Origin of the sequence: Alteromonas sp. 009811495 (assembly GCF_028865455.1) — a bacterium.
Classification (GTDB): Bacteria; Pseudomonadota; Gammaproteobacteria; order Enterobacterales; family Alteromonadaceae; genus Alteromonas.
Genome location: NZ_CP113972.1, coordinates 2,080,434 through 2,097,453 on the forward strand (window position 1 = coordinate 2,080,434; position 17,020 = coordinate 2,097,453).

Genomic DNA, 17,020 nt, shown 5'->3' on the forward strand with positions numbered 1-17,020 from the left:
CACATGTTAGATCCAAAGTGTTTGCGAAGCGATATAGAACAAACAGCCAAGCGATTGGCTGCCCGTGGTTTTGACCTCGATGTAGCAGCTTTCAGTTCGCTTGAAGAAAAAAGAAAAACACTTCAGTCCAGAACACAGGATCTGCAAAACGAACGCAATGTACGAAGTAAATCCATTGGTAAAGCAAAAGCGCAAGGTGAAGATATTGCGCCTCTACTTGCTGAGGTGGGTAAGCTTGGCGATGAGTTGGATGCGGCAAAGACAGAGCTTAACGCGTTACTAGAAGAAATTAACACGTTTACGCAAGGCATTCCGAACTTGCCCGACGAGTCTGTACCAGAAGGTAAGGACGAGGACGACAATGTTGAAATTTCGCGTTGGGGTGAGCCTCGTACATTCGATTTTGAAGTTAAAGACCATGTTGATATAGCGGAAGGCCTTAACAATGGTTTGGATTTTGCCACTGCTAGCAAGTTAACGGGTAGTCGCTTTGTGGTTATGCGTGGCGATATCGCGCGTTTAAACCGCGCTATTGCGCAGTTTATGTTAGACACGCACACCCAAGAGCACGGTTATCAAGAAATGTATGTGCCTTACTTGGTTAATGCCGATAGCCTTTACGGTACAGGCCAGTTGCCAAAATTTGGTGAAGATCTGTTTCACACAAAACCCGCAACAGAAGAAGGTCAAGGCCTAAGCCTTATCCCGACCGCTGAAGTGCCACTTACAAATATCGCGCGTGACGAAATTCTTGATGCCAAATCATTGCCTGTGAAAATGACGGCGCACACACCGTGCTTCCGTTCTGAAGCAGGTTCATATGGTCGAGATACTCGTGGACTTATTCGTCAACACCAGTTTGACAAGGTTGAATTGGTACAGTTGGTTAAGCCTGAAGACAGTTTTGATGCCCTTGAAGCACTAACAGGCCATGCAGAAGTTATTCTTCAGAAACTTGAATTGCCTTACCGCAAAGTGTTGTTATGTACTGGTGATATGGGATTTGGCGCGTGTAAAACATACGACTTAGAAGTGTGGTTGCCTGCCCAAGATACCTATCGTGAAATTTCATCATGTTCAAACATGTTGGATTTCCAGGCTCGTCGTATGCAAGCGCGTTTCCGTAACCCAGAGACAAACAAACCAGAATTGCTGCATACACTTAACGGCTCTGGTCTTGCGGTTGGTCGTACATTAGTTGCGATACTGGAAAACAACCAACAAGCAGACGGCAGTGTGACTGTACCTAAAACGCTTGTGCCATACATGAATGGCCAAGAGGTTATCAAAGCGCAGTAACTTTGTTACTGTTGCGTCAAGTTGCAATTTGATGCTAGATGTTAAAGGCTCAGCGGCTACCACCGCTGGGCCTTTTTTTGTTTACATCGTTATATGCGTTACGCGCGTTAGAATTTTGTTTGTTGATTAGTCGCTTCTATAGTGCAATGCTGGTTTTATTGCGCGGTAAAATAGATTGAATAGTTACCTTAGAAGGGATTAAAAATGTTCGAGAATTTCAAACGAAAACGGAAGATCAAAAAATTTGCTAGAAAGCTACCGAAAACGCTTGTGGCATTGTTTGGTAAAAACGAGTGCTACACAAAAGGACAAGTAGATCGTGCGCTTAAGGACAGGTTTAGTAAATATCGCAACTCATCAATGTCGTCCAATGAATTTCTTTATGCTTATGCAATGTTTTGCAGCCCCTTAGCATTTTCTGACATTCAAAACGAATTAAATACGTCGTGTGATTACGCGTCGCTACGCGAAGAAATTGCGCTTGTGTGTTTTAACAACACAAACGATTTTAGCTTTACATCACTTGAATCTATGGCTGCAAATGACAGTGGTGGGTTTTCAATGGGCAGTAGTGATGGCGGTAGTTTTTCTGATGGCGGCGGTGGTGGTGGAGAATAAATCTCATATTTTCGGTATCGTCACGTTACTGTCGTGTTAATGTCATGACAATGGCATGGGCGTGTCGAGTTAATGTCAGGGGGCTGCTCGAAGTATTAGTTAAAATTACCTCACTTTTTACAATAAGTGGGTTTATAAAATGAGTAACGAAGTGAAACTTAACACGAAAAAAATTTTAACGTTGAGAACGAGTAATTGCTGGAGTCAGGAGGAGCTGGCATCAGCTAGTGGCCTGAGCGTTAGAACTATACAGCGAGTTGAAAAAAGTGGGGTCGCCTCACTTGAAACGACAAAAGCACTATCTTCTGTGTTTGGCGTTACGCCCCTTGAATTACAAACCGTTAGTACATTTGAAAACATGAGTTTAGGCTTTATTATCAAATACGCTTGGTTGGTTGCTTTTGCGCTATCCAGTGTGTTTTTTGGACTATGGATTGTTGATATTCTTATCCCCACATTAAAAGGGGCTAACTTTGACCAACAGTATGAATTACACGGAAACTTTCGCTATTTATACTTTGGCGGGTTGAGCTTTTTTGCTGGCTTTTTGTTGTTAGTATTCAATGTATCATGGGAGCACACGAGCAAAAAAAAACTAATCGGTGCCTCGCGTTCGCAAGCATAGCTGTGTTGTGTAACAACAGTTCAGGCGCTACGGGCTTGTAATTAGCGTAGCGTCTATAGGAAACAACTTGTAAAGGATTTTCATGACATCACAAATAGGAAATTTAATTAGTGTAGTATTGGTATGGGCACTGGTCGCGTATATTTTCGTATTCGGGTTTGCTCAAATGAAATGGAGCGGTTGGGAAGGAGCCTTACCATGGTTGTGTGGAGTAGTGGCGCTCTTTACCAGCGCGGGCTTTACGACAAAATGGTTGATGGCGAAGCCTGTGCTTTGACACCCAAATATTGAAGCGTTAAAGTCTGTGTGCAGTTAAACAAGGAATGTTATTTATGAAAAAAGCACGATACCTCGCACTAATAGGCATCTTTTATCTTCCCTTTACCCTAGCATCTGATAGTTATCCCAAAATTGGTGATTCATTTATAGAATTAAGAGATAAAATTGGTATGCCCAATAGTGTGTCTTTTTTAACAAGGCCCAAAGGAAAGAAGTGGGAAGTTGCTATTTATGATAGTCAAAACTATGCATACGTGTTTGACGGTACTAAAGGCAGCACTATGGATCTGAAACCAAAATCAACTTTTACCATTTGCCGCATTGTGAAAAAGACTGAACTCGAGTCTTACCGTTGCGACTAGTATTTATAAACACGACCATAAGGATAGCGAAGTAACCCGAGTGCGATACTTCGCTTACCCGTCGGTTTCACTTTTGACGTCGGGTTGTAAATTCTCAGTACGTCATACTTCTGACATATAATTCTTATTATGTCTTTATGCAAAGTGTGTTTTAATCAGTCCATACAAAGTCCGAACAATCAATTTAGGTGCACACAGGTTTATGCGCAACGTGTTGAATACAGAAGATGTTCTATCAAAAGTATCTCTTCTGGCAAATACTGGTGTCGATGTAAGCGCTTTTCACACTATTGAATACGATATGCATTTTGATGATGAGCATACGCTTTCTGCATTGACGTCCGACCTTTTGAAATCAGCGCCAAGCACGTATACAAAAATAAAACAAACAGATGGTCAAGAAACGCGTTCTTGTAGGCTTAGAGTAGGCAGTTATCTTTCTGAAAAAAATATGGATATCACCACTTTCTGGATCAACGATTTAGCGTCAAGACATCACGCATTCATTAATAACTGGCGAGTGGTACTAAAGGCTTAGCTTTGAACGTATGGGGGCAATATGTGTGGGTTTATTCAGCGTGTTACAGACTCTCCGGCCGTTATTGCGTTACTGGAAGAAGTAGGGTTACAGCAAACTATTCCGTTTTTTGAGAATGAAAAGACAGACGGCAACGTCATCAACTTCTATCCGGCCTTTGGGAAAATCGCAAGCAAACGTATTACCAACCTTATTGTAAGCCCATCAAAGACCATAGACGCTACATGGTGGTTTGACGCAAAGCCTCAAGGGCAGGAATTAGAATTAGGTGAACGGACTACGTTTAACGCTAGGAATATCGATAGCCCATTTTGGAAAAAGGCAATAACGCATCGTAGAGGCGTTGTGGTAGCGACCGCTATTGGTGAATCTAACCCTAGTTCTACGGGAAAAGGTAAATCCCACTATTTGATAGAACCTAAAAACGGCGCGTTTTTGCTTGGCGCAGTATATCGTATTTTCAGTAATGGTTTGTATTCATGTGCCGTAATCACGCGCCCGCCTGTAGAAGGGTTTAGCCAGTTTCACGAGAAGTCTATTCCGTGCTTTCTACCACACAATAAAAGCGTAATAGAAGCATGGCTTCATGGGGATGCAAACTATGAGGTAGAGCAGCTTCTTGTAACCCCGAAAATTTATACTGACCTTAAAGTGACAAGCGTTAAAACCTTTAAAGGCGCTGAGCCATTAGGTGAGTCTATTCCATTAAGTGCGTCATAAGCATTCTAGATGCGAACAAAGGTTATTCGTAACCAAATGGTTATGCGTAACTTGCTCTTATGTTTACTAACAAAATTTTCCTTAGTGAAAATATTGTTTAGCTACAAACACTTAGCTGGCTTCGGAAGTCCAGCAAGCTTAGTGGCTTGTTTGGCAGGACCGCGTTTGAACAGTCTTTGTAAATAGCGGCTGTTACCTTTTTCAGGACCAAATTTGTTAGCCATTGCTTTAACTAATGCCCGAATAGCTGGGCTCGTTTCATACTCTTCGTAAAACGCACGTACAAACCGTACAACTTCCCAATGGGCTTCAGTAAGCTCAATACTCTCTTCTTGGGCTAATACTTCAACCATTCCTTCGTCCCACTGTTTGTAGTCCAATAGGTAACCCGCTTTGTCAGTTGCGATATCTTTGCCATTGTAAGAAAAGCTAAAAGTTTCTTGCGTCATTACAGTGTTACCCATTGTTGATGTGCTGACGAAAGTACAGCGAAATCTTGATTTGAAATTGGTTTTATACCTTGAACTAAATTAGCGCCACGCGTTGCCATGTCATCTTTGAGCGCACACAATTCAATATTGCCAGTGGTAGAGGTCAATAGCGCTTCAAAAAGAGCATGGTTTAACATGGGGGCGTAAACACCGTCGCCAGTACACACTACAGCCACAAACGTAGACTGTTTAATTGTGGCGCTCAAAAGTGACTTGTCTGCTAAAGAAAGGTGAGGATGAGTAATCAAAATAAGCATTAAAACGTCACCACATGGTCAACACTGTTGATTAGCGCTAGCTTGGCATCGGCTGAAATCCACTGACAGTCGAGTTCTTCAAACAATGCGACATTATTTAGCGTGTGATCAATATTAAGTGCAGTAGCACTGTCCTTACACACATAACAATCTTCAATATCAAAAAAAGGCATAGACGCTAAGCGCTTGCTATGATTTTTTAACCCTTTTATTGAATCGGCTTTAGTTAACTGAAGTACAGCGTTATTTTCAAAAAGCACCTTTAAGTCATGGCCATAGTTAGTTGCGGCTAGCGCGAAGTCTAATCCATCTTGGCTTGTTGTGCTGCCGTAGGGGCTTTGTGTGAAGCGTATAAGTAACGTAGCCATTAAAACTGTACCAGTCGGTTACATTCGTGAAGGGCGGTAAAAAACTCGCCAAGACCGGCCTGTTCAAACGGCGCGTGTAAATTGGCAAAGCCAATGCCATTTTCTTGTGCTTCTTGTTGGCTGACGATGCCTCGTTTAACTGCGGCCGTTATGCAAACCAGTAATTGAATATCATGGGTGGTGGCGAGCTGTTTCCAATCGCCATGTGCGAAATGTGAGTCGCCAGTTTGTAACATAAGGTTATTGGTGTGATACACACCATCGCCATAAAAGAAAATGTTGTTAATGGTATCACCATTGGCAATTGCACCTTCTATGAAGGCGAGGGCGCGCATAGCGCTATCGCCATGAAACGGTGATGTAGTAATAAGTACTGAGTATTCTGCCATACAAACAAAAACACCCCGATTAAGGGGTGTTTATTATTAAACCTTAAACGTGCAATTAATCGTCGCCACCAAAAGCACCTAGTAGGTGAAGGATTGACGTGAACAAGTTGTAGATATTTAAGTATAACCCAACTGTCGCACGAATATAGTTAGTTTCACCACCGTGGATGATACGGCTGGTGTCAAATAGAATGAATCCAGACATAATAAACACGATAGCAGCGCTAATCGCTAGACTAACAGCCGGCACTGCAAAGAAGATGTTTGCAATTGCTGCTACCAATACGACAACTAGTCCAACAACCAAGAAGCCGCCCATAAACGAAAAGTCTTTCTTAGTGGTTAATGCATAGCCTGATAATGCAAAGAATACCAACGCTGTTGCACCTAGGGCTTCCATAATTAGTCCTGGACCAGCGAAAGCAAGATAATATTGCAGTGTATAGCCAAGAGAAGCGCCCATTAAGCCAGTAAAGGCGAATACCCAGTAAATACCAGATGCAGAATCTGCTTTCTTCTGCACTACGAAAAGCGTAATGAATGCGCCAATAGTCATAACAAGGGACATCATAGGAGAAATGCCTACCGCCATTGCTATACCAGCACAAACCGCACTAAACGCTAGTGTCATCGCAAGCAGCATATAGGTATTGCGTAGAACCTTGTTCGTTTGCAATACCGATGGTTGAGATGCACTTGAATACATCGAACGTTGATCCATTGTTTCCTCCAATAGGACTTATATGACCGAAATGGTACACAATTATTTAGTGTATGTTGTATGGCTTTTAGTTCCCATTTTCAAGTGGTTTCATATGAAATTGATGTTAGATGACGATAAAACCAGCTTAAATGTGTAAGTTTTGATGTATTTGATTGAAATGTCAGCACTTAAACAACTTTTTTCATTTTTCACTTTACAGTCATAAAAATATCATTAAGATACGCAGCACTTCAGGAGAGTTGGCAGAGCCCGGTTTAATGCACCTGACTTGAAATCAGACGTGGGGTCAAACCCACCGGGGGTTCGAATCCCTCACTCTCCGCCATATTAATCAAAAACGCCTCACAGCAATGTGGGGCGTTTTTGTTTTGTTTGAAGGAAAATGCGGACTTGATAAGAATCCCATGGGTTCGACCAATCGTCGGGAACGATTGGTGCCGCCGAAGGCGCCCGAAGGGGCGGGTACAGGATGTACCCGAGCACATCCCTCCGCCATATCCTAAAAACCCGCACACTGTTGCGGTTTTTTTGCTTTTTAGTATTTGAACTTTAAAGACTTTTATAATACGGTTTCGTTTGCGTTAGGTTCAAGGAAGACACAATGCAAGACGACACGAATATTGTAAATAGCGCCAATTCAACTCAACGCGCCTTTGGTTTCTGGGTGCCTTTAGACACATCAGTGAGTCAAAACGATAAAGCCCTTCTGGCGTGCACATATCCCTTAAACACCCCCATCACGCATAGACAGTTAGCGGCGTGTATTCATGAAAAGATTATGACAGAAATCATGTCATCAAAGGTGACTCAAGAAGTACCTTCCTTTAGTAATCAAATAAAACAACTAGGCGTTGCCCAATTTGCACATACTTTAACGACATTGGTTATGCAGATTGCGCTAAAGCTTGATATCGCGCACGAAAACAATTGCTGGCTAGCCGGCATTACGCCCGTTTCTAAAAGCCATGTGAAAAAGTCGCTTGAAACGTTTACTACTATTGCTCGTCTTCATGATAGGGCGGGTAGTTGATGAATCGGACGAGTCAAACCTTTTTACTCTCAGTCGTTCGTGTTGGAGCATTGGCTATAGCTCTCGCTGCACTTAGCGGTTGCGCGTCGTATATTGCCCATCGAATTGCAAACCCTGAAGCGAATGAAATTGAAGCTGACTTGAGTCAAATTGTTGAGACGAACCTAGCATGTAGTGAACCGCACAATTGTATTGAGCTATATGCCTTACGCCATTCTAAAAACCACGCTAATGACGAAGGGTTTAGCATAGACTTGACGCTTATTGGTGGAAATTCAACCACTAAATGGACATATGCAGGCACTAAAGAGCCAATTGCGACGCAAGTTTTACAAAATGAGCTTATCATCATTTTTCCAGGATATATGATGGAGCCACAGTTCGTTGTTTTACTGCAACGCTGGTTAGCACACATCACCGGCGCATCAGTTGTTGTAGCACCCAAACCCGAGCATGGAGAAAATTTCACATTCGGTTTAGGGAGCGTTGAACCGATAGAGCATTTCATACATCAGCACCCTGCCACAAAGGTACACTTAGTTGGTTATTCAATGGGGGCTGTTGCAGCAAGTACACTTGCCAAAAAACTGGATAACGTAAACCTTTATCTAATTGCACCAATGGTCAGCTTTACTGACTCAGCGTTAGCAATGTTTAATAAACATAAAGATGGCAACGCCTTTTCTTGGCTGATAGACAGCGAAGATATAATCAGTGCCACAGACATTCTATTTGAAAGCGCAAATATAGTGCCTTTTGACGTTAACGTTTCCCAAAATCTGGCGCTTACAAGAGCACACAAAACACGGATTTACATGTCATTAAAAGATGAGATTGTAGGCAGTAACATAGAGCTACCGGAATTGCTCAAGAAAAAAAGCGATATTGTTGTAAGGCAGTACTCGTCGCTGAGCCATATTCAGATGATGGCTATGATTAACGAAGCATTATTGACAGATTTTATAAGTGATATGACAAATACAAAAGTTGATCTGGACGATACCGAGATAGTTGGCTCAATTTCCATCGAAGGGCAGCAAAACTGTGAGATCGATTGATGGTGTTATACTAAAGTATACGACCAGAGTCGCATTGTGACCTGTAGCCGACACCTTTAGGCTTTGCGTTTTTTTCGCGCAGTACGAAGGTGTTAAGTGTCAAACGAACAACCCAGCTATCAATCTCTTCACAAAGGCAGTTCAAACTTCAAAAATCGAGAAGACTACCTCAATCATGAACTGCAAGTATTATCACCGAAGCGGTGGCGTCCTAACTTACCCTTTATAGACTACGGTATTGAGTGGGAAGATCTCGTACCGGGTGTTGCCGCTACCATTGGTAAAATTGTTATGGTTGCCGCTGTAGTAGGGGCCTTTGCTGCGCCACTAGGCTTGTCCGCTGATTTTGTAATTGAAAATGTAAGATTTGAACTGCTTATTGCTGCGGTGCTTTTTGTAATCTTTGTCTCTGGTTTCCTCAATCCCTCTGCCAATTTGGCTGGTACACATGGTCCTCTACTACCGCTTATACCAATCATCGTAGCTTCTGGCGGTCACCCAATGGCGCTTGGCCTTCTAATTGGTGTTTTTGGTTTATTGTTGGGCATTACAAAAGGTGGAAGTGCGCTTGCTAAGCTAACCAGTAATGGTGTGTGCGGCGGTCTACTGCTGTATTTGGGGTTTATTGGAATAACCGGCCAGGTTAAGAAGTTATTTGCATGGGCCGAATCTTACGATTTGGCATATCTTGCTTTTGTTGTGCTTATTGCCACCATATTGATGTATGCATGGTTAGAGCACATTCAAAAACGATGGCTAGCCATTCCTTTAGGTGCAGCCATGGCCGCAGTGCTAGCGCTTGCATTAGGCGCACCTTTTGAATTCACTACAGCGCCAGGCATGCCACATTTAAACCCTTCGTATTGGTGGGGTGAGTCAAGTGGATGGCAACTTGGGCTTCCTAGTCTTTCACACTTTATCGCTGTGCTTCCTTTTGCAGTATTAGCCGTTGCTATGTGGTCACCCGATTTCCTAGGACACCAAGTCTTTCAAAAACTCAGTTATCCTAAAAAGAGTGAAAGAGCGTTGATGGACATTGATGACACCATGATCGCAGCGTCTGGTAGACAGGCGGTAGGAAGTTTACTCGGGGGGGGAAACATTGCTTCGTCTTGGGGGACGTACATAATTCCTGCATCCATTGCTCGTCGACCAATTCCGGGTGGTGCTTTGGTTACAGGTATACTATGCATCATTGCCGCATTGTGGGGATATCCAATGGATTTAGCGATTTGGCCACCTGTGCTGTGTGTGGCTTTAATTGTAGGGGTTTTTCTCCCCCTTATGGAAGCTGGCATGCAGATGACACGTGAGGGCAAAACTACCCAGTCTGCGGCATTGGTAGTTATTTCGTCGGTACTTGTTAACCCTGTATTTGGTTGGTCATTTACCATGTTATTAGATAATTTAGGTTTGGTTGGATGTAAAGACCGAGCCGAAGAACTAGGTAAACGAGGTCGGTGGCTAATACCCGGTGTTACCTTTGCTGTACTTTGTATGGTGATGGCCCTTATTGGCATGTTTCCAGGGGTTCCAGCCATTATGGAAACATTTAGAACGTAGTGGCTACTTGATTTAACACTATTAACAGTGTGTTGTGGACAGTGATTTTCAACGCAGTGCTATTGAATAATCACTCGTCCCAATACGGCGTGTCTGCAAAATACGCTTTTAAAAAGTCGATAAAAACACGCAGTTTATTGGAAACCAACTTTCTATGGGGGTAAACGGCATAAAGCGCAATAGATTGTGGAACGAAGTCTTCTAATATTGGCACAAGCTCCCCATTTTTTATGGCGTTGTATGCAATAAAGGTTGGTTGTAAAACGTAACCGAGCCCATGTTTTGCAACGTCGGTAAGTACCTCTCCATTATTTGCTGTTAGGCGTGGAGTACGTTTTTGCGCATTAGCTTTGAGCGCTTGTATTAATTCAGAGTCGTCGTTGTCGTAATTAACATAAGCGTATTCAAGGTAGTGATCTGGGTGAAGCTCAGATGGATGAGAAGGTGTACCGTACTGTTTCAAATAAGCCGGTGACGCGCAGAGAGTTAACTTTATTGTCGTTATTTTTATCGCCACCAGCGACGAGCTAGCTAGTTGTCCGGCTCTAAGCGCAACGTCAAAGCCTTCATCTACTACATCGACCTTTCTATCGTTTAATTGCAGGTTTACCGATACCTGCGGATGTGCCTGTTGGAACGCCCCTAAACAAGATGACAAATGAAGTGTGGAAAATGACACAGGTGCACTAACGTGCAAAATGCCTTTTGCTTGGGTGTTGAGTAAGCCCAACTGACCCTGCATGTCATCCATACTTTCAACTATGTGCCTAGCGTGTTGTAAGCACTGTTGCCCTGCTTCAGTGAGGTGAATTTTTCGTGTGGTTCGGTTAAATAGCCTTACATCTAATTGTTTCTCCAATTGGGCAATGTATTTGCTGACTAACTGATTAGAGGTATTAAGTTTTATTGAAGCTCTCGTAAAACTACCTTCAGTCGCCACAACGAGAAATGTTTTTAAAAGATCAATTCTGTCCATTGTATTTCACCCAATTGCAAACGCTTTGTTGGTAATCATTCAATATTTGACGTCTTTATTCAAATCATATTGGAAACTATTCTATATCCATACCGTTAGCCATCCCCGCTAACACGTGAAATGAAATCGAAATATTGAGGAAACGATCATGAACAAGCAACTACTAAATAAACTATTTACAACTAACGACAGCCTAGCGAATCTTGTACTACGTGTACCTACGGGTATTATTTTAGCTGCGCACGGCGCGCAAAAATTATTCGCTTGGTTTGGTGGTTACGGTTTAGAAGGTACTGGTCAATGGATGGAAAGCATTGGTCTGGCGCCAGGCTTCTTGATGGCTTTGCTGGCGGGCAGTGCGGAATTCTTCGGAGGTATAGCGCTGATTTTAGGTTTACTCACTCGACCAGCCGCTATCGTTAGTGCTTTTACTATGGTAATCGCTATTTTCAGTGTTCACTTTAGCAATGGTTTATTCATGAGTAACAACGGTTATGAGTTCGCGTTGTCGTTGCTTGCCATTACCGTTGCCCTTGCTATACAAGGCGGCGGAAAGTTCTCTGTCGATAAAGCTATAGCAAGTAAATTTGAATAAACAGATCAGTGTGTTAAGCGGTAGGACGATTGTCTCTACCGCTTTTTTTGTATCTACGTTTGTAACAATAAGCGATAGTGGAGGGTGTGTTATGACAAAATTAACAACCGCTTATATTTCTCATGGAGGGGGGCCATTGCCACTGCTAGGTGACAGCAGTCACACGGAAATGGTGACTACATTACAGCAGCTTGTTAGCGATATGGATAAGCCTGATTTGATTATTGTTGTTAGTGCGCATTGGGAAGCACCGTTTGTTTCTGTACAGTCAAATGCAACCCCCGAGTTGTATTACGATTATTATGGTTTCCCTGATAAGGCATATAAAATTGCCTATCCTGCGAAGGGTAATACACATGTTGCTGAACACATTTGTGAGACGATTAGTCAAAATGGTATTGCAGCGCAGCTAGATGAGGAGCGGGGTTACGATCATGGAATGTTTGTTCCCCTAAAAATAATGTTTCCAAACGCTGACATCCCGTGTATTCAAGTGTCACTTAAACAAACCCTTGAGCCTAATTTTCATCTCACATTGGGTAATGTTATACGCGAAGCCATACTAAAAAGCGGTATCGATAATGTTCTTTTATTGGGTTCAGGTTCATCGTTTCACAATATGAGTGCTTTCTTTAAACGCGAGCAATCATTGTATGAGCGCGCAGCGCAATTTGATTTGTGGCTGCAAGAAACCATGACAACTAAGTTTTTAGAGAATGAACATAGACTTGATGCATTAATTCATTGGCAAGATGCACCTGAGGCTACATTTGCCCATCCCAGAGAAGAGCATTTGTTACCACTTCATGTGTGCTATGGGGCAAATCAACGCGCAGCAGACAAATTTTATCGGCTAACGTTATTGGACAAGCCTGCAAGCATGTTTTTGTGGCAACATAGCTAGCGTATATTACGAATTTTAAGTGTTTTAAAGCCAAATTTTGAGCATATTGTTTATCAAATCAGCACTTGATTAGATTTACAGTAATTAGCGCTTTACACACTTATTTTTTTCATTATTATACGCAGCACTTCAGGAGAGTTGGCAGAGCCCGGTTTAATGCACCTGACTTGAAATCAGACGTGGGGTCAAACCCACCGGGGGTTCGAATCCCTCACTCTCCGCCACATTCGAAAAACCCGCACATTGTTGCGGGTTTTTTTATGCTAAATTTTTAACCACTTGATTGATTTTATTGAATTTGTGCTTTACAGAGTGAATAAATTCATTATTATACACACCACTTCAGGAGAGTTGGCAGAGCCCGGTTTAATGCACCTGACTTGAAATCAGACGTGGGGTCAAACCCACCGGGGGTTCGAATCCCTCACTCTCCGCCATTTTCGAGAAACCCGCACATTGTTGCGGGTTTTTTTATACGTTAAGAAAAGTATGAATGAGTGAGGGTGAGAAGCCCATTATTAGCCCACCAGACCTAAGGTTTTCGCTTTCATATGAAATAAAATCTGATCTCATCCTGTCTCTATTTTGTAACTAAACTGCATTTCATCATAAAGTCTATGTATATATAGTGTTTTATTCACTGAAGCCTGATAAAAATAAATAGATTTGCTACTAGTTAAACCGTACTGCTGAGACTAATTCTTCCTATCCGCTGTTAATCTTTGGTTTTCGGCGTGATCAGCAGTAAGAAAATCAGAGAACCCGAGAGGATAGTATGCAAGCAATGCCCACGCTCAACCTAAGGAAGGGAACCGTAGATCAAAAGCGCGCTGAAATTAAAGCGTATTTTCTTGATTCATTCGATACCTACGAATCACTTTTTTCATGTTTGGCCAATGACGATGCCTTTTACGAACGGCCAGAAAAGCTAAGGCACCCACTTATTTTCTACTTTGGACATACCGCTACATTTTTCATAAATAAATTAGTTTTGGCTAAAGCGATAAACGAGCGGATTAATCCTAAATTCGAATCATTGTTCGCCATAGGCGTCGATGAAATGAGTTGGGATGACTTGAACGATGACAATTATGATTGGCCAAGTGTTGAAGCGGTACGTACATACCGAAATCAAGTGAGAACACTGGTTTGCGACCTCATCGACACATTATCATTCAGTATGCCCATTAACTGGGAAAGCCCCATGTGGCCAGTAATTATGGGTATTGAACATGAGCGTATTCACCTTGAAACCTCGTCGGTATTAATTAGACAACTTCCTGTTAGCTCGGTAAAGCAAAATGAAAATTGGCCTAGGTGTACAACCTTTACAACCAATAGCACACCCGAAAATGGCTTGATAAACGTGCCAGCGACAACAGTCACAAGTTCAAAGTCGTGGGACGGCGAATACTATGGTTGGGACAACGAATACGGTAATCAACAAGAAAAAGTAAAAGCGTTTAGTGCGGCAAAGTACCTTGTAAGCAATGGCGAGTTTCTCGCATTCGTCGAGGACGGTGGTTATACCAACGCTGATTATTGGGAAGATGAGGGCAATAAATGGCGTGAGTACACGCAGGCCACTCATCCCGTTTTTTGGGTGAAAACAGCGTCAGGATACCGCTATCGCAGTATGCTAGAGGAACACGATCTGCCATTGGACTGGCCCGTAGACGTTAACTATCACGAAGCGAAAGCATTTTGTAATTACAAAAGTAAACAACTGGGTAAGACTATTCGTTTACCTACAGAAAATGAGTGGTTTGCTTTACGCGACTATGCTGGCGTTACCCAGTCGATATATGATAACGGATTTAATATTGCACTTCAGAAATACGCGTCCAGTGAACCGGTTAACGTTAATCAATCAGGGGATTTTTTTGATGTCGTAGGTAACGTTTGGCAGTGGACAGAAACCCCCATTTATCCTTTCGATGGCTTTAAAGTACATCCTTTATACGATGATTTCACTACACCGACTTATGACAATAAACATAATTTGTTTAAAGGGGGCAGTTGGATCTCAACGGGTAATGAGGCAATGAAAGACAGCCGTTATGCGTTTAGACGTCATTTTTTCCAACACGCAGGTTTTAGATATGTTCAAAGTGAGAGCGTAATTAACGTGAACGATTTTGACTATGAAAGCGATACTCAGGTTTCTCAATATAGCGAATTTCATTACGGAGACCAGTACTATGGTATCCCGAACTTTGCTAAGGCAAGTGCTGAGTTTTGTATCGCAAAAATGGTTGAAGTGGGCAAGGGCGGCAATGGTAAAGCGCTTGATCTTGGCTGTGCTGTTGGTCGTTCTACATTTGAACTGGCTACTTTCTTCGACCATGTAGACGGCGTCGATTTTTCTGCGCGTTTTATCAAAACGGCTTTTGATATGCAGGAACGTCAAGAAATTCGCTACCACCTTATCGAAGAGGGCGAGTTAACGTCCTTCCACTCACGCAAGTTATCATCTCTTGGACTGAGTGATGTAACGTCTAAAGTGGCCTTTGCGCAAGGCGATGCTTGTAACTTAAAACCCCAGTTCACTGGGTATGACCTTATTTTCCTTGGAAACTTAATTGATAGGGTGTACAGCCCACGCAAAGTACTTAGCGAAATGCAAAAGCGTTTAAATGCGGGTGGAATGCTTATAGTTGCAAGTCCGTTTACTTGGTTAGAGGAATACACAGAACGCAAAGAGTGGTTGGGTGGATATAAAGACGAGAACGGTGAAACGTTAAGTTCCACACAGGCACTTGAACAAAGTTTAGGTTCTGCTTTTGTTCGCATTGGCGAGCCGGAGTCAATTCCTTTTGTTATTAGGGAAACCAAGCGCAAATTCCAGCACACGCTGTCTGAGTTTAATGTGTTTCAAAAAGTGAAGTGACCCAAGGTACATGGAAGTTAATACAACCCTTGTTTTCAACAGCCTAGCGTCAGCGTTTTTGCCATACCAACATGTGTGGCAAAAACAACCTGCAGATAAGCACGTCTCAACGCGCTTAAAATTTGCTGGCGTATCAGCGCGTTTCCCAAGTGCGCCTGACGACTATATTGCGATGTGGATTGCCGATATGGACGCAGAACCACCGCAATGTGTTATTGACGCCCTTGTGTCGCAGATTAGTGAGCAGTATGGATATCAGTCATTGCCATTTGCAAATGCAGTTGCTGATTGGCACAACCGGGTAGGGGACTCGTTGGGTGTTGACTGTGATGTCAAAGCGCACCATGTAATTGAAGTGCCAAGTGTGATCAGTGCTGTTGATAGCGCATTAAGAGCGTTTTGCGATGTAGGCGATGAAGTGATGGTGTTATCGCCTACCTACGGACCTTTAACAGACGTTATTACTCTTAATAATATGCAGCCCAGTCCTGTTTACGTGTCAGATAGCCAAATACATGTAAATTCACTCAATGAAAACGCGAAAGCATTTGTACTATGTCACCCCAATAACCCTGATGGCACTGTACTGACGCACGTAAATCAGGTCGATATTATTCGTTTTTGCGAACAACATAATATTGTTTTGATCATCGATGCGGTGCACGCAGAACTAGGATTTGTTGAACAAGATAGCCCTAATGCTATTCCATTGTTTGGGGGCTCTGCGGGGTTAGCGCAGTCTCAAAACATAGTGCATGTGAATAGCGTCAATAAAGCATTCAACTTATCAAGTATGCCGGGGGCGTCCTATGCCATCATTGCACATGAACAAAAGAGAGCTGCGCTTAAGCGCTCACTGAGTCAACGTCACTTAGAGGCTGGGCCAGTTGCTAAAGCGGCATTAATCAGTGCCTATCACTATGGGTCAGGTTGGCTTCAAACAATGCGCGCCGCCATTGGGTTTAATCGCAAGTTGGTCAACACTTATTTTGCTCATTACGGTATTGATGCAGACTACACAATGGGTCAAGCAACGTATTTTTTGTGGTTAAATTTACGCAAGATCACATTAACAAAACCAGTATCTAACCACGTTTTTAAGCCAGCTGAAGACATCAACCAATGCATAACCCTCGGTGTTATTGTTAACGACGGCGCACAATTTGGTGCCAATGGCTTCATTAGAATGAACCTTGCCTGTCACCCTATACATATTGAACAAGCCCTAAACCGTCTGTTTTTCTCAGCCAATTAATCATCCTAAATTCTGTTATGTAGAATGATAAGGGCAATTATATGAAATTTTATCCTATCATTTAGGTCGTATAATGATC

General features: G+C 42.6%; 20 protein-coding genes and 3 tRNA genes. 17 read left to right on the forward strand and 6 right to left on the reverse strand.

Translation table 11 applies throughout. The features are described from left to right. The first annotated feature begins 3 nt into the window (after window positions 1–3). The 7 genes from serS (at window position 4) to OZ660_RS09565 (ending at window position 4,441) form a co-directional block, all read left to right on the forward strand. Window positions 4–1,299, forward strand: a complete 1,296-nt coding sequence (gene serS, locus OZ660_RS09535; RefSeq protein WP_274743339.1) for a serine--tRNA ligase — start codon at window positions 4–6, stop codon at window positions 1,297–1,299. A 204-nt stretch (window positions 1,300–1,503) separates the two neighbouring features. Beyond that, on the forward strand, window positions 1,504–1,917 hold the full coding sequence (locus OZ660_RS09540; protein ID WP_274743340.1) for a DUF6559 family protein: 414 nt from the start codon (window positions 1,504–1,506) through the stop codon (window positions 1,915–1,917). 139 nt (window positions 1,918–2,056) lie between these two features. Then, entirely contained in the window at window positions 2,057–2,542 is a 486-nt protein-coding gene (locus tag OZ660_RS09545; protein ID WP_274743341.1) for a helix-turn-helix domain-containing protein, read from the forward strand. Between the two features lie 82 nt (window positions 2,543–2,624). Beyond that, the gene (locus tag OZ660_RS09550) at window positions 2,625–2,819 is read left to right on the forward strand and encodes a hypothetical protein (protein ID WP_274743342.1); all 195 of its coding nucleotides are present in this window, start codon (window positions 2,625–2,627) and stop codon (window positions 2,817–2,819) included. 55 nt (window positions 2,820–2,874) lie between these two features. Then, a complete protein-coding gene (locus tag OZ660_RS09555; protein WP_274743343.1) occupies window positions 2,875–3,183 on the forward strand; it encodes a hypothetical protein in 309 nt (102 codons plus the stop codon). Window positions 3,184–3,385: 202 nt separating this feature from the next. Further along, the gene (locus OZ660_RS09560; RefSeq protein WP_274743344.1) at window positions 3,386–3,721 is read left to right on the forward strand and encodes a ribonuclease E inhibitor RraB; all 336 of its coding nucleotides are present in this window, start codon (window positions 3,386–3,388) and stop codon (window positions 3,719–3,721) included. A gap of 21 nt (window positions 3,722–3,742) precedes the next feature. Next, window positions 3,743–4,441 (forward strand): SOS response-associated peptidase family protein, encoded by a 699-nt coding sequence (locus OZ660_RS09565; RefSeq protein ID WP_274743345.1) that lies wholly within the window; start codon window positions 3,743–3,745, stop codon window positions 4,439–4,441. Between the two features lie 101 nt (window positions 4,442–4,542). Here the strand turns inward: OZ660_RS09565 and OZ660_RS09570 are convergent, their stop codons facing one another. Genes OZ660_RS09570 through OZ660_RS09590 form a run of 5 tightly spaced genes read right to left on the reverse strand, consistent with a single transcriptional unit; the run spans window position 4,543 to window position 6,667 of the window. Next, the gene (locus tag OZ660_RS09570; RefSeq protein WP_274743346.1) at window positions 4,543–4,890 is read right to left on the reverse strand and encodes a TusE/DsrC/DsvC family sulfur relay protein; all 348 of its coding nucleotides are present in this window, start codon (window positions 4,888–4,890) and stop codon (window positions 4,543–4,545) included. Further along, entirely contained in the window at window positions 4,890–5,189 is a 300-nt protein-coding gene (locus OZ660_RS09575) for a DsrH/TusB family sulfur metabolism protein (RefSeq protein ID WP_274743347.1), read from the reverse strand. The genes OZ660_RS09570 and OZ660_RS09575 overlap by 1 nt, the downstream gene beginning before the upstream one ends. After that, window positions 5,189–5,557 (reverse strand): DsrE family protein, encoded by a 369-nt coding sequence (locus OZ660_RS09580; protein WP_274743348.1) that lies wholly within the window; start codon window positions 5,555–5,557, stop codon window positions 5,189–5,191. The genes OZ660_RS09575 and OZ660_RS09580 overlap by 1 nt, the downstream gene beginning before the upstream one ends. Next, window positions 5,557–5,946, reverse strand: coding sequence for a sulfurtransferase complex subunit TusD (gene tusD, locus OZ660_RS09585; RefSeq protein WP_274743349.1), 390 nt, complete (start codon window positions 5,944–5,946; stop codon window positions 5,557–5,559). The genes OZ660_RS09580 and tusD overlap by 1 nt, the downstream gene beginning before the upstream one ends. A gap of 55 nt (window positions 5,947–6,001) precedes the next feature. Beyond that, entirely contained in the window at window positions 6,002–6,667 is a 666-nt protein-coding gene (locus OZ660_RS09590) for a Bax inhibitor-1/YccA family protein (RefSeq protein ID WP_202265656.1), read from the reverse strand. Window positions 6,668–6,903: 236 nt separating this feature from the next. Here OZ660_RS09590 and OZ660_RS09595 point away from each other — a divergent pair. The 4 genes from OZ660_RS09595 to OZ660_RS09610 all read left to right on the forward strand — a co-directional run bounded on the left by OZ660_RS09595 (window position 6,904) and on the right by OZ660_RS09610 (window position 10,321). Continuing rightward, a tRNA-Ser gene (locus tag OZ660_RS09595) sits at window positions 6,904–6,995 on the forward strand. A gap of 276 nt (window positions 6,996–7,271) precedes the next feature. Beyond that, window positions 7,272–7,700 carry a hypothetical protein gene (locus tag OZ660_RS09600; RefSeq protein WP_274743350.1) on the forward strand — a complete coding sequence of 143 codons (429 nt, stop codon included), beginning with the start codon at window positions 7,272–7,274 and terminating at the stop codon, window positions 7,698–7,700. Further along, entirely contained in the window at window positions 7,700–8,758 is a 1,059-nt protein-coding gene (locus OZ660_RS09605; protein WP_274743351.1) for an alpha/beta hydrolase, read from the forward strand. The genes OZ660_RS09600 and OZ660_RS09605 overlap by 1 nt, the downstream gene beginning before the upstream one ends. A 96-nt stretch (window positions 8,759–8,854) precedes the next feature. Next, window positions 8,855–10,321, forward strand: coding sequence for a DUF3360 family protein (locus tag OZ660_RS09610; protein WP_274743352.1), 1,467 nt, complete (start codon window positions 8,855–8,857; stop codon window positions 10,319–10,321). 70 nt (window positions 10,322–10,391) lie between these two features. On the opposite strand, the gene OZ660_RS09615 is transcribed toward OZ660_RS09610, so the two are convergent. Next, window positions 10,392–11,297, reverse strand: a complete 906-nt coding sequence (locus tag OZ660_RS09615; protein ID WP_274743353.1) for a LysR family transcriptional regulator — start codon at window positions 11,295–11,297, stop codon at window positions 10,392–10,394. 148 nt (window positions 11,298–11,445) lie between these two features. On the opposite strand from OZ660_RS09615, the gene OZ660_RS09620 reads away from it, so the two are divergent. From OZ660_RS09620 to OZ660_RS09645, 6 genes are all read left to right on the forward strand, one after another. Further along, a complete protein-coding gene (locus OZ660_RS09620) occupies window positions 11,446–11,892 on the forward strand; it encodes a DoxX family protein (RefSeq protein WP_159624632.1) in 447 nt (148 codons plus the stop codon). Window positions 11,893–11,983: 91 nt separating this feature from the next. Further along, a complete protein-coding gene (locus OZ660_RS09625; RefSeq protein WP_274743354.1) occupies window positions 11,984–12,796 on the forward strand; it encodes a dioxygenase family protein in 813 nt (270 codons plus the stop codon). Between the two features lie 132 nt (window positions 12,797–12,928). Continuing rightward, a tRNA-Ser gene (locus OZ660_RS09630) sits at window positions 12,929–13,020 on the forward strand. Window positions 13,021–13,141: 121 nt separating this feature from the next. After that, a tRNA-Ser gene (locus tag OZ660_RS09635) sits at window positions 13,142–13,233 on the forward strand. 338 nt (window positions 13,234–13,571) lie between these two features. Then, window positions 13,572–15,686, forward strand: coding sequence for a 5-histidylcysteine sulfoxide synthase (ovoA, locus tag OZ660_RS09640; RefSeq protein ID WP_274743355.1), 2,115 nt, complete (start codon window positions 13,572–13,574; stop codon window positions 15,684–15,686). Window positions 15,687–15,696: 10 nt separating this feature from the next. Beyond that, entirely contained in the window at window positions 15,697–16,941 is a 1,245-nt protein-coding gene (locus OZ660_RS09645; RefSeq protein WP_274743356.1) for an aminotransferase class I/II-fold pyridoxal phosphate-dependent enzyme, read from the forward strand. The last annotated feature ends 79 nt before the right edge of the window (window positions 16,942–17,020 follow it).

Coding starts and splice junctions, on each gene's coding strand:
- serS (WP_274743339.1), top strand. CDS start 4: ATGTTAGATCCAAAGTGTTTGCGAAGCGATATAGAACAAACAGCCAAG.
- OZ660_RS09540 (WP_274743340.1), top strand. CDS start 1,504: ATGTTCGAGAATTTCAAACGAAAACGGAAGATCAAAAAATTTGCTAGA.
- OZ660_RS09545 (WP_274743341.1), top strand. CDS start 2,057: ATGAGTAACGAAGTGAAACTTAACACGAAAAAAATTTTAACGTTGAGA.
- OZ660_RS09550 (WP_274743342.1), top strand. CDS start 2,625: ATGACATCACAAATAGGAAATTTAATTAGTGTAGTATTGGTATGGGCA.
- OZ660_RS09555 (WP_274743343.1), top strand. CDS start 2,875: ATGAAAAAAGCACGATACCTCGCACTAATAGGCATCTTTTATCTTCCC.
- OZ660_RS09560 (WP_274743344.1), top strand. CDS start 3,386: ATGCGCAACGTGTTGAATACAGAAGATGTTCTATCAAAAGTATCTCTT.
- OZ660_RS09565 (WP_274743345.1), top strand. CDS start 3,743: ATGTGTGGGTTTATTCAGCGTGTTACAGACTCTCCGGCCGTTATTGCG.
- OZ660_RS09570 (WP_274743346.1), bottom strand. CDS start 4,890: ATGACGCAAGAAACTTTTAGCTTTTCTTACAATGGCAAAGATATCGCA.
- OZ660_RS09575 (WP_274743347.1), bottom strand. CDS start 5,189: ATGCTTATTTTGATTACTCATCCTCACCTTTCTTTAGCAGACAAGTCA.
- OZ660_RS09580 (WP_274743348.1), bottom strand. CDS start 5,557: ATGGCTACGTTACTTATACGCTTCACACAAAGCCCCTACGGCAGCACA.
- tusD (WP_274743349.1), bottom strand. CDS start 5,946: ATGGCAGAATACTCAGTACTTATTACTACATCACCGTTTCATGGCGAT.
- OZ660_RS09590 (WP_202265656.1), bottom strand. CDS start 6,667: ATGGATCAACGTTCGATGTATTCAAGTGCATCTCAACCATCGGTATTG.
- OZ660_RS09600 (WP_274743350.1), top strand. CDS start 7,272: ATGCAAGACGACACGAATATTGTAAATAGCGCCAATTCAACTCAACGC.
- OZ660_RS09605 (WP_274743351.1), top strand. CDS start 7,700: ATGAATCGGACGAGTCAAACCTTTTTACTCTCAGTCGTTCGTGTTGGA.
- OZ660_RS09615 (WP_274743353.1), bottom strand. CDS start 11,297: ATGGACAGAATTGATCTTTTAAAAACATTTCTCGTTGTGGCGACTGAA.
- OZ660_RS09620 (WP_159624632.1), top strand. CDS start 11,446: ATGAACAAGCAACTACTAAATAAACTATTTACAACTAACGACAGCCTA.
- OZ660_RS09625 (WP_274743354.1), top strand. CDS start 11,984: ATGACAAAATTAACAACCGCTTATATTTCTCATGGAGGGGGGCCATTG.
- ovoA (WP_274743355.1), top strand. CDS start 13,572: ATGCAAGCAATGCCCACGCTCAACCTAAGGAAGGGAACCGTAGATCAA.
- OZ660_RS09645 (WP_274743356.1), top strand. CDS start 15,697: ATGGAAGTTAATACAACCCTTGTTTTCAACAGCCTAGCGTCAGCGTTT.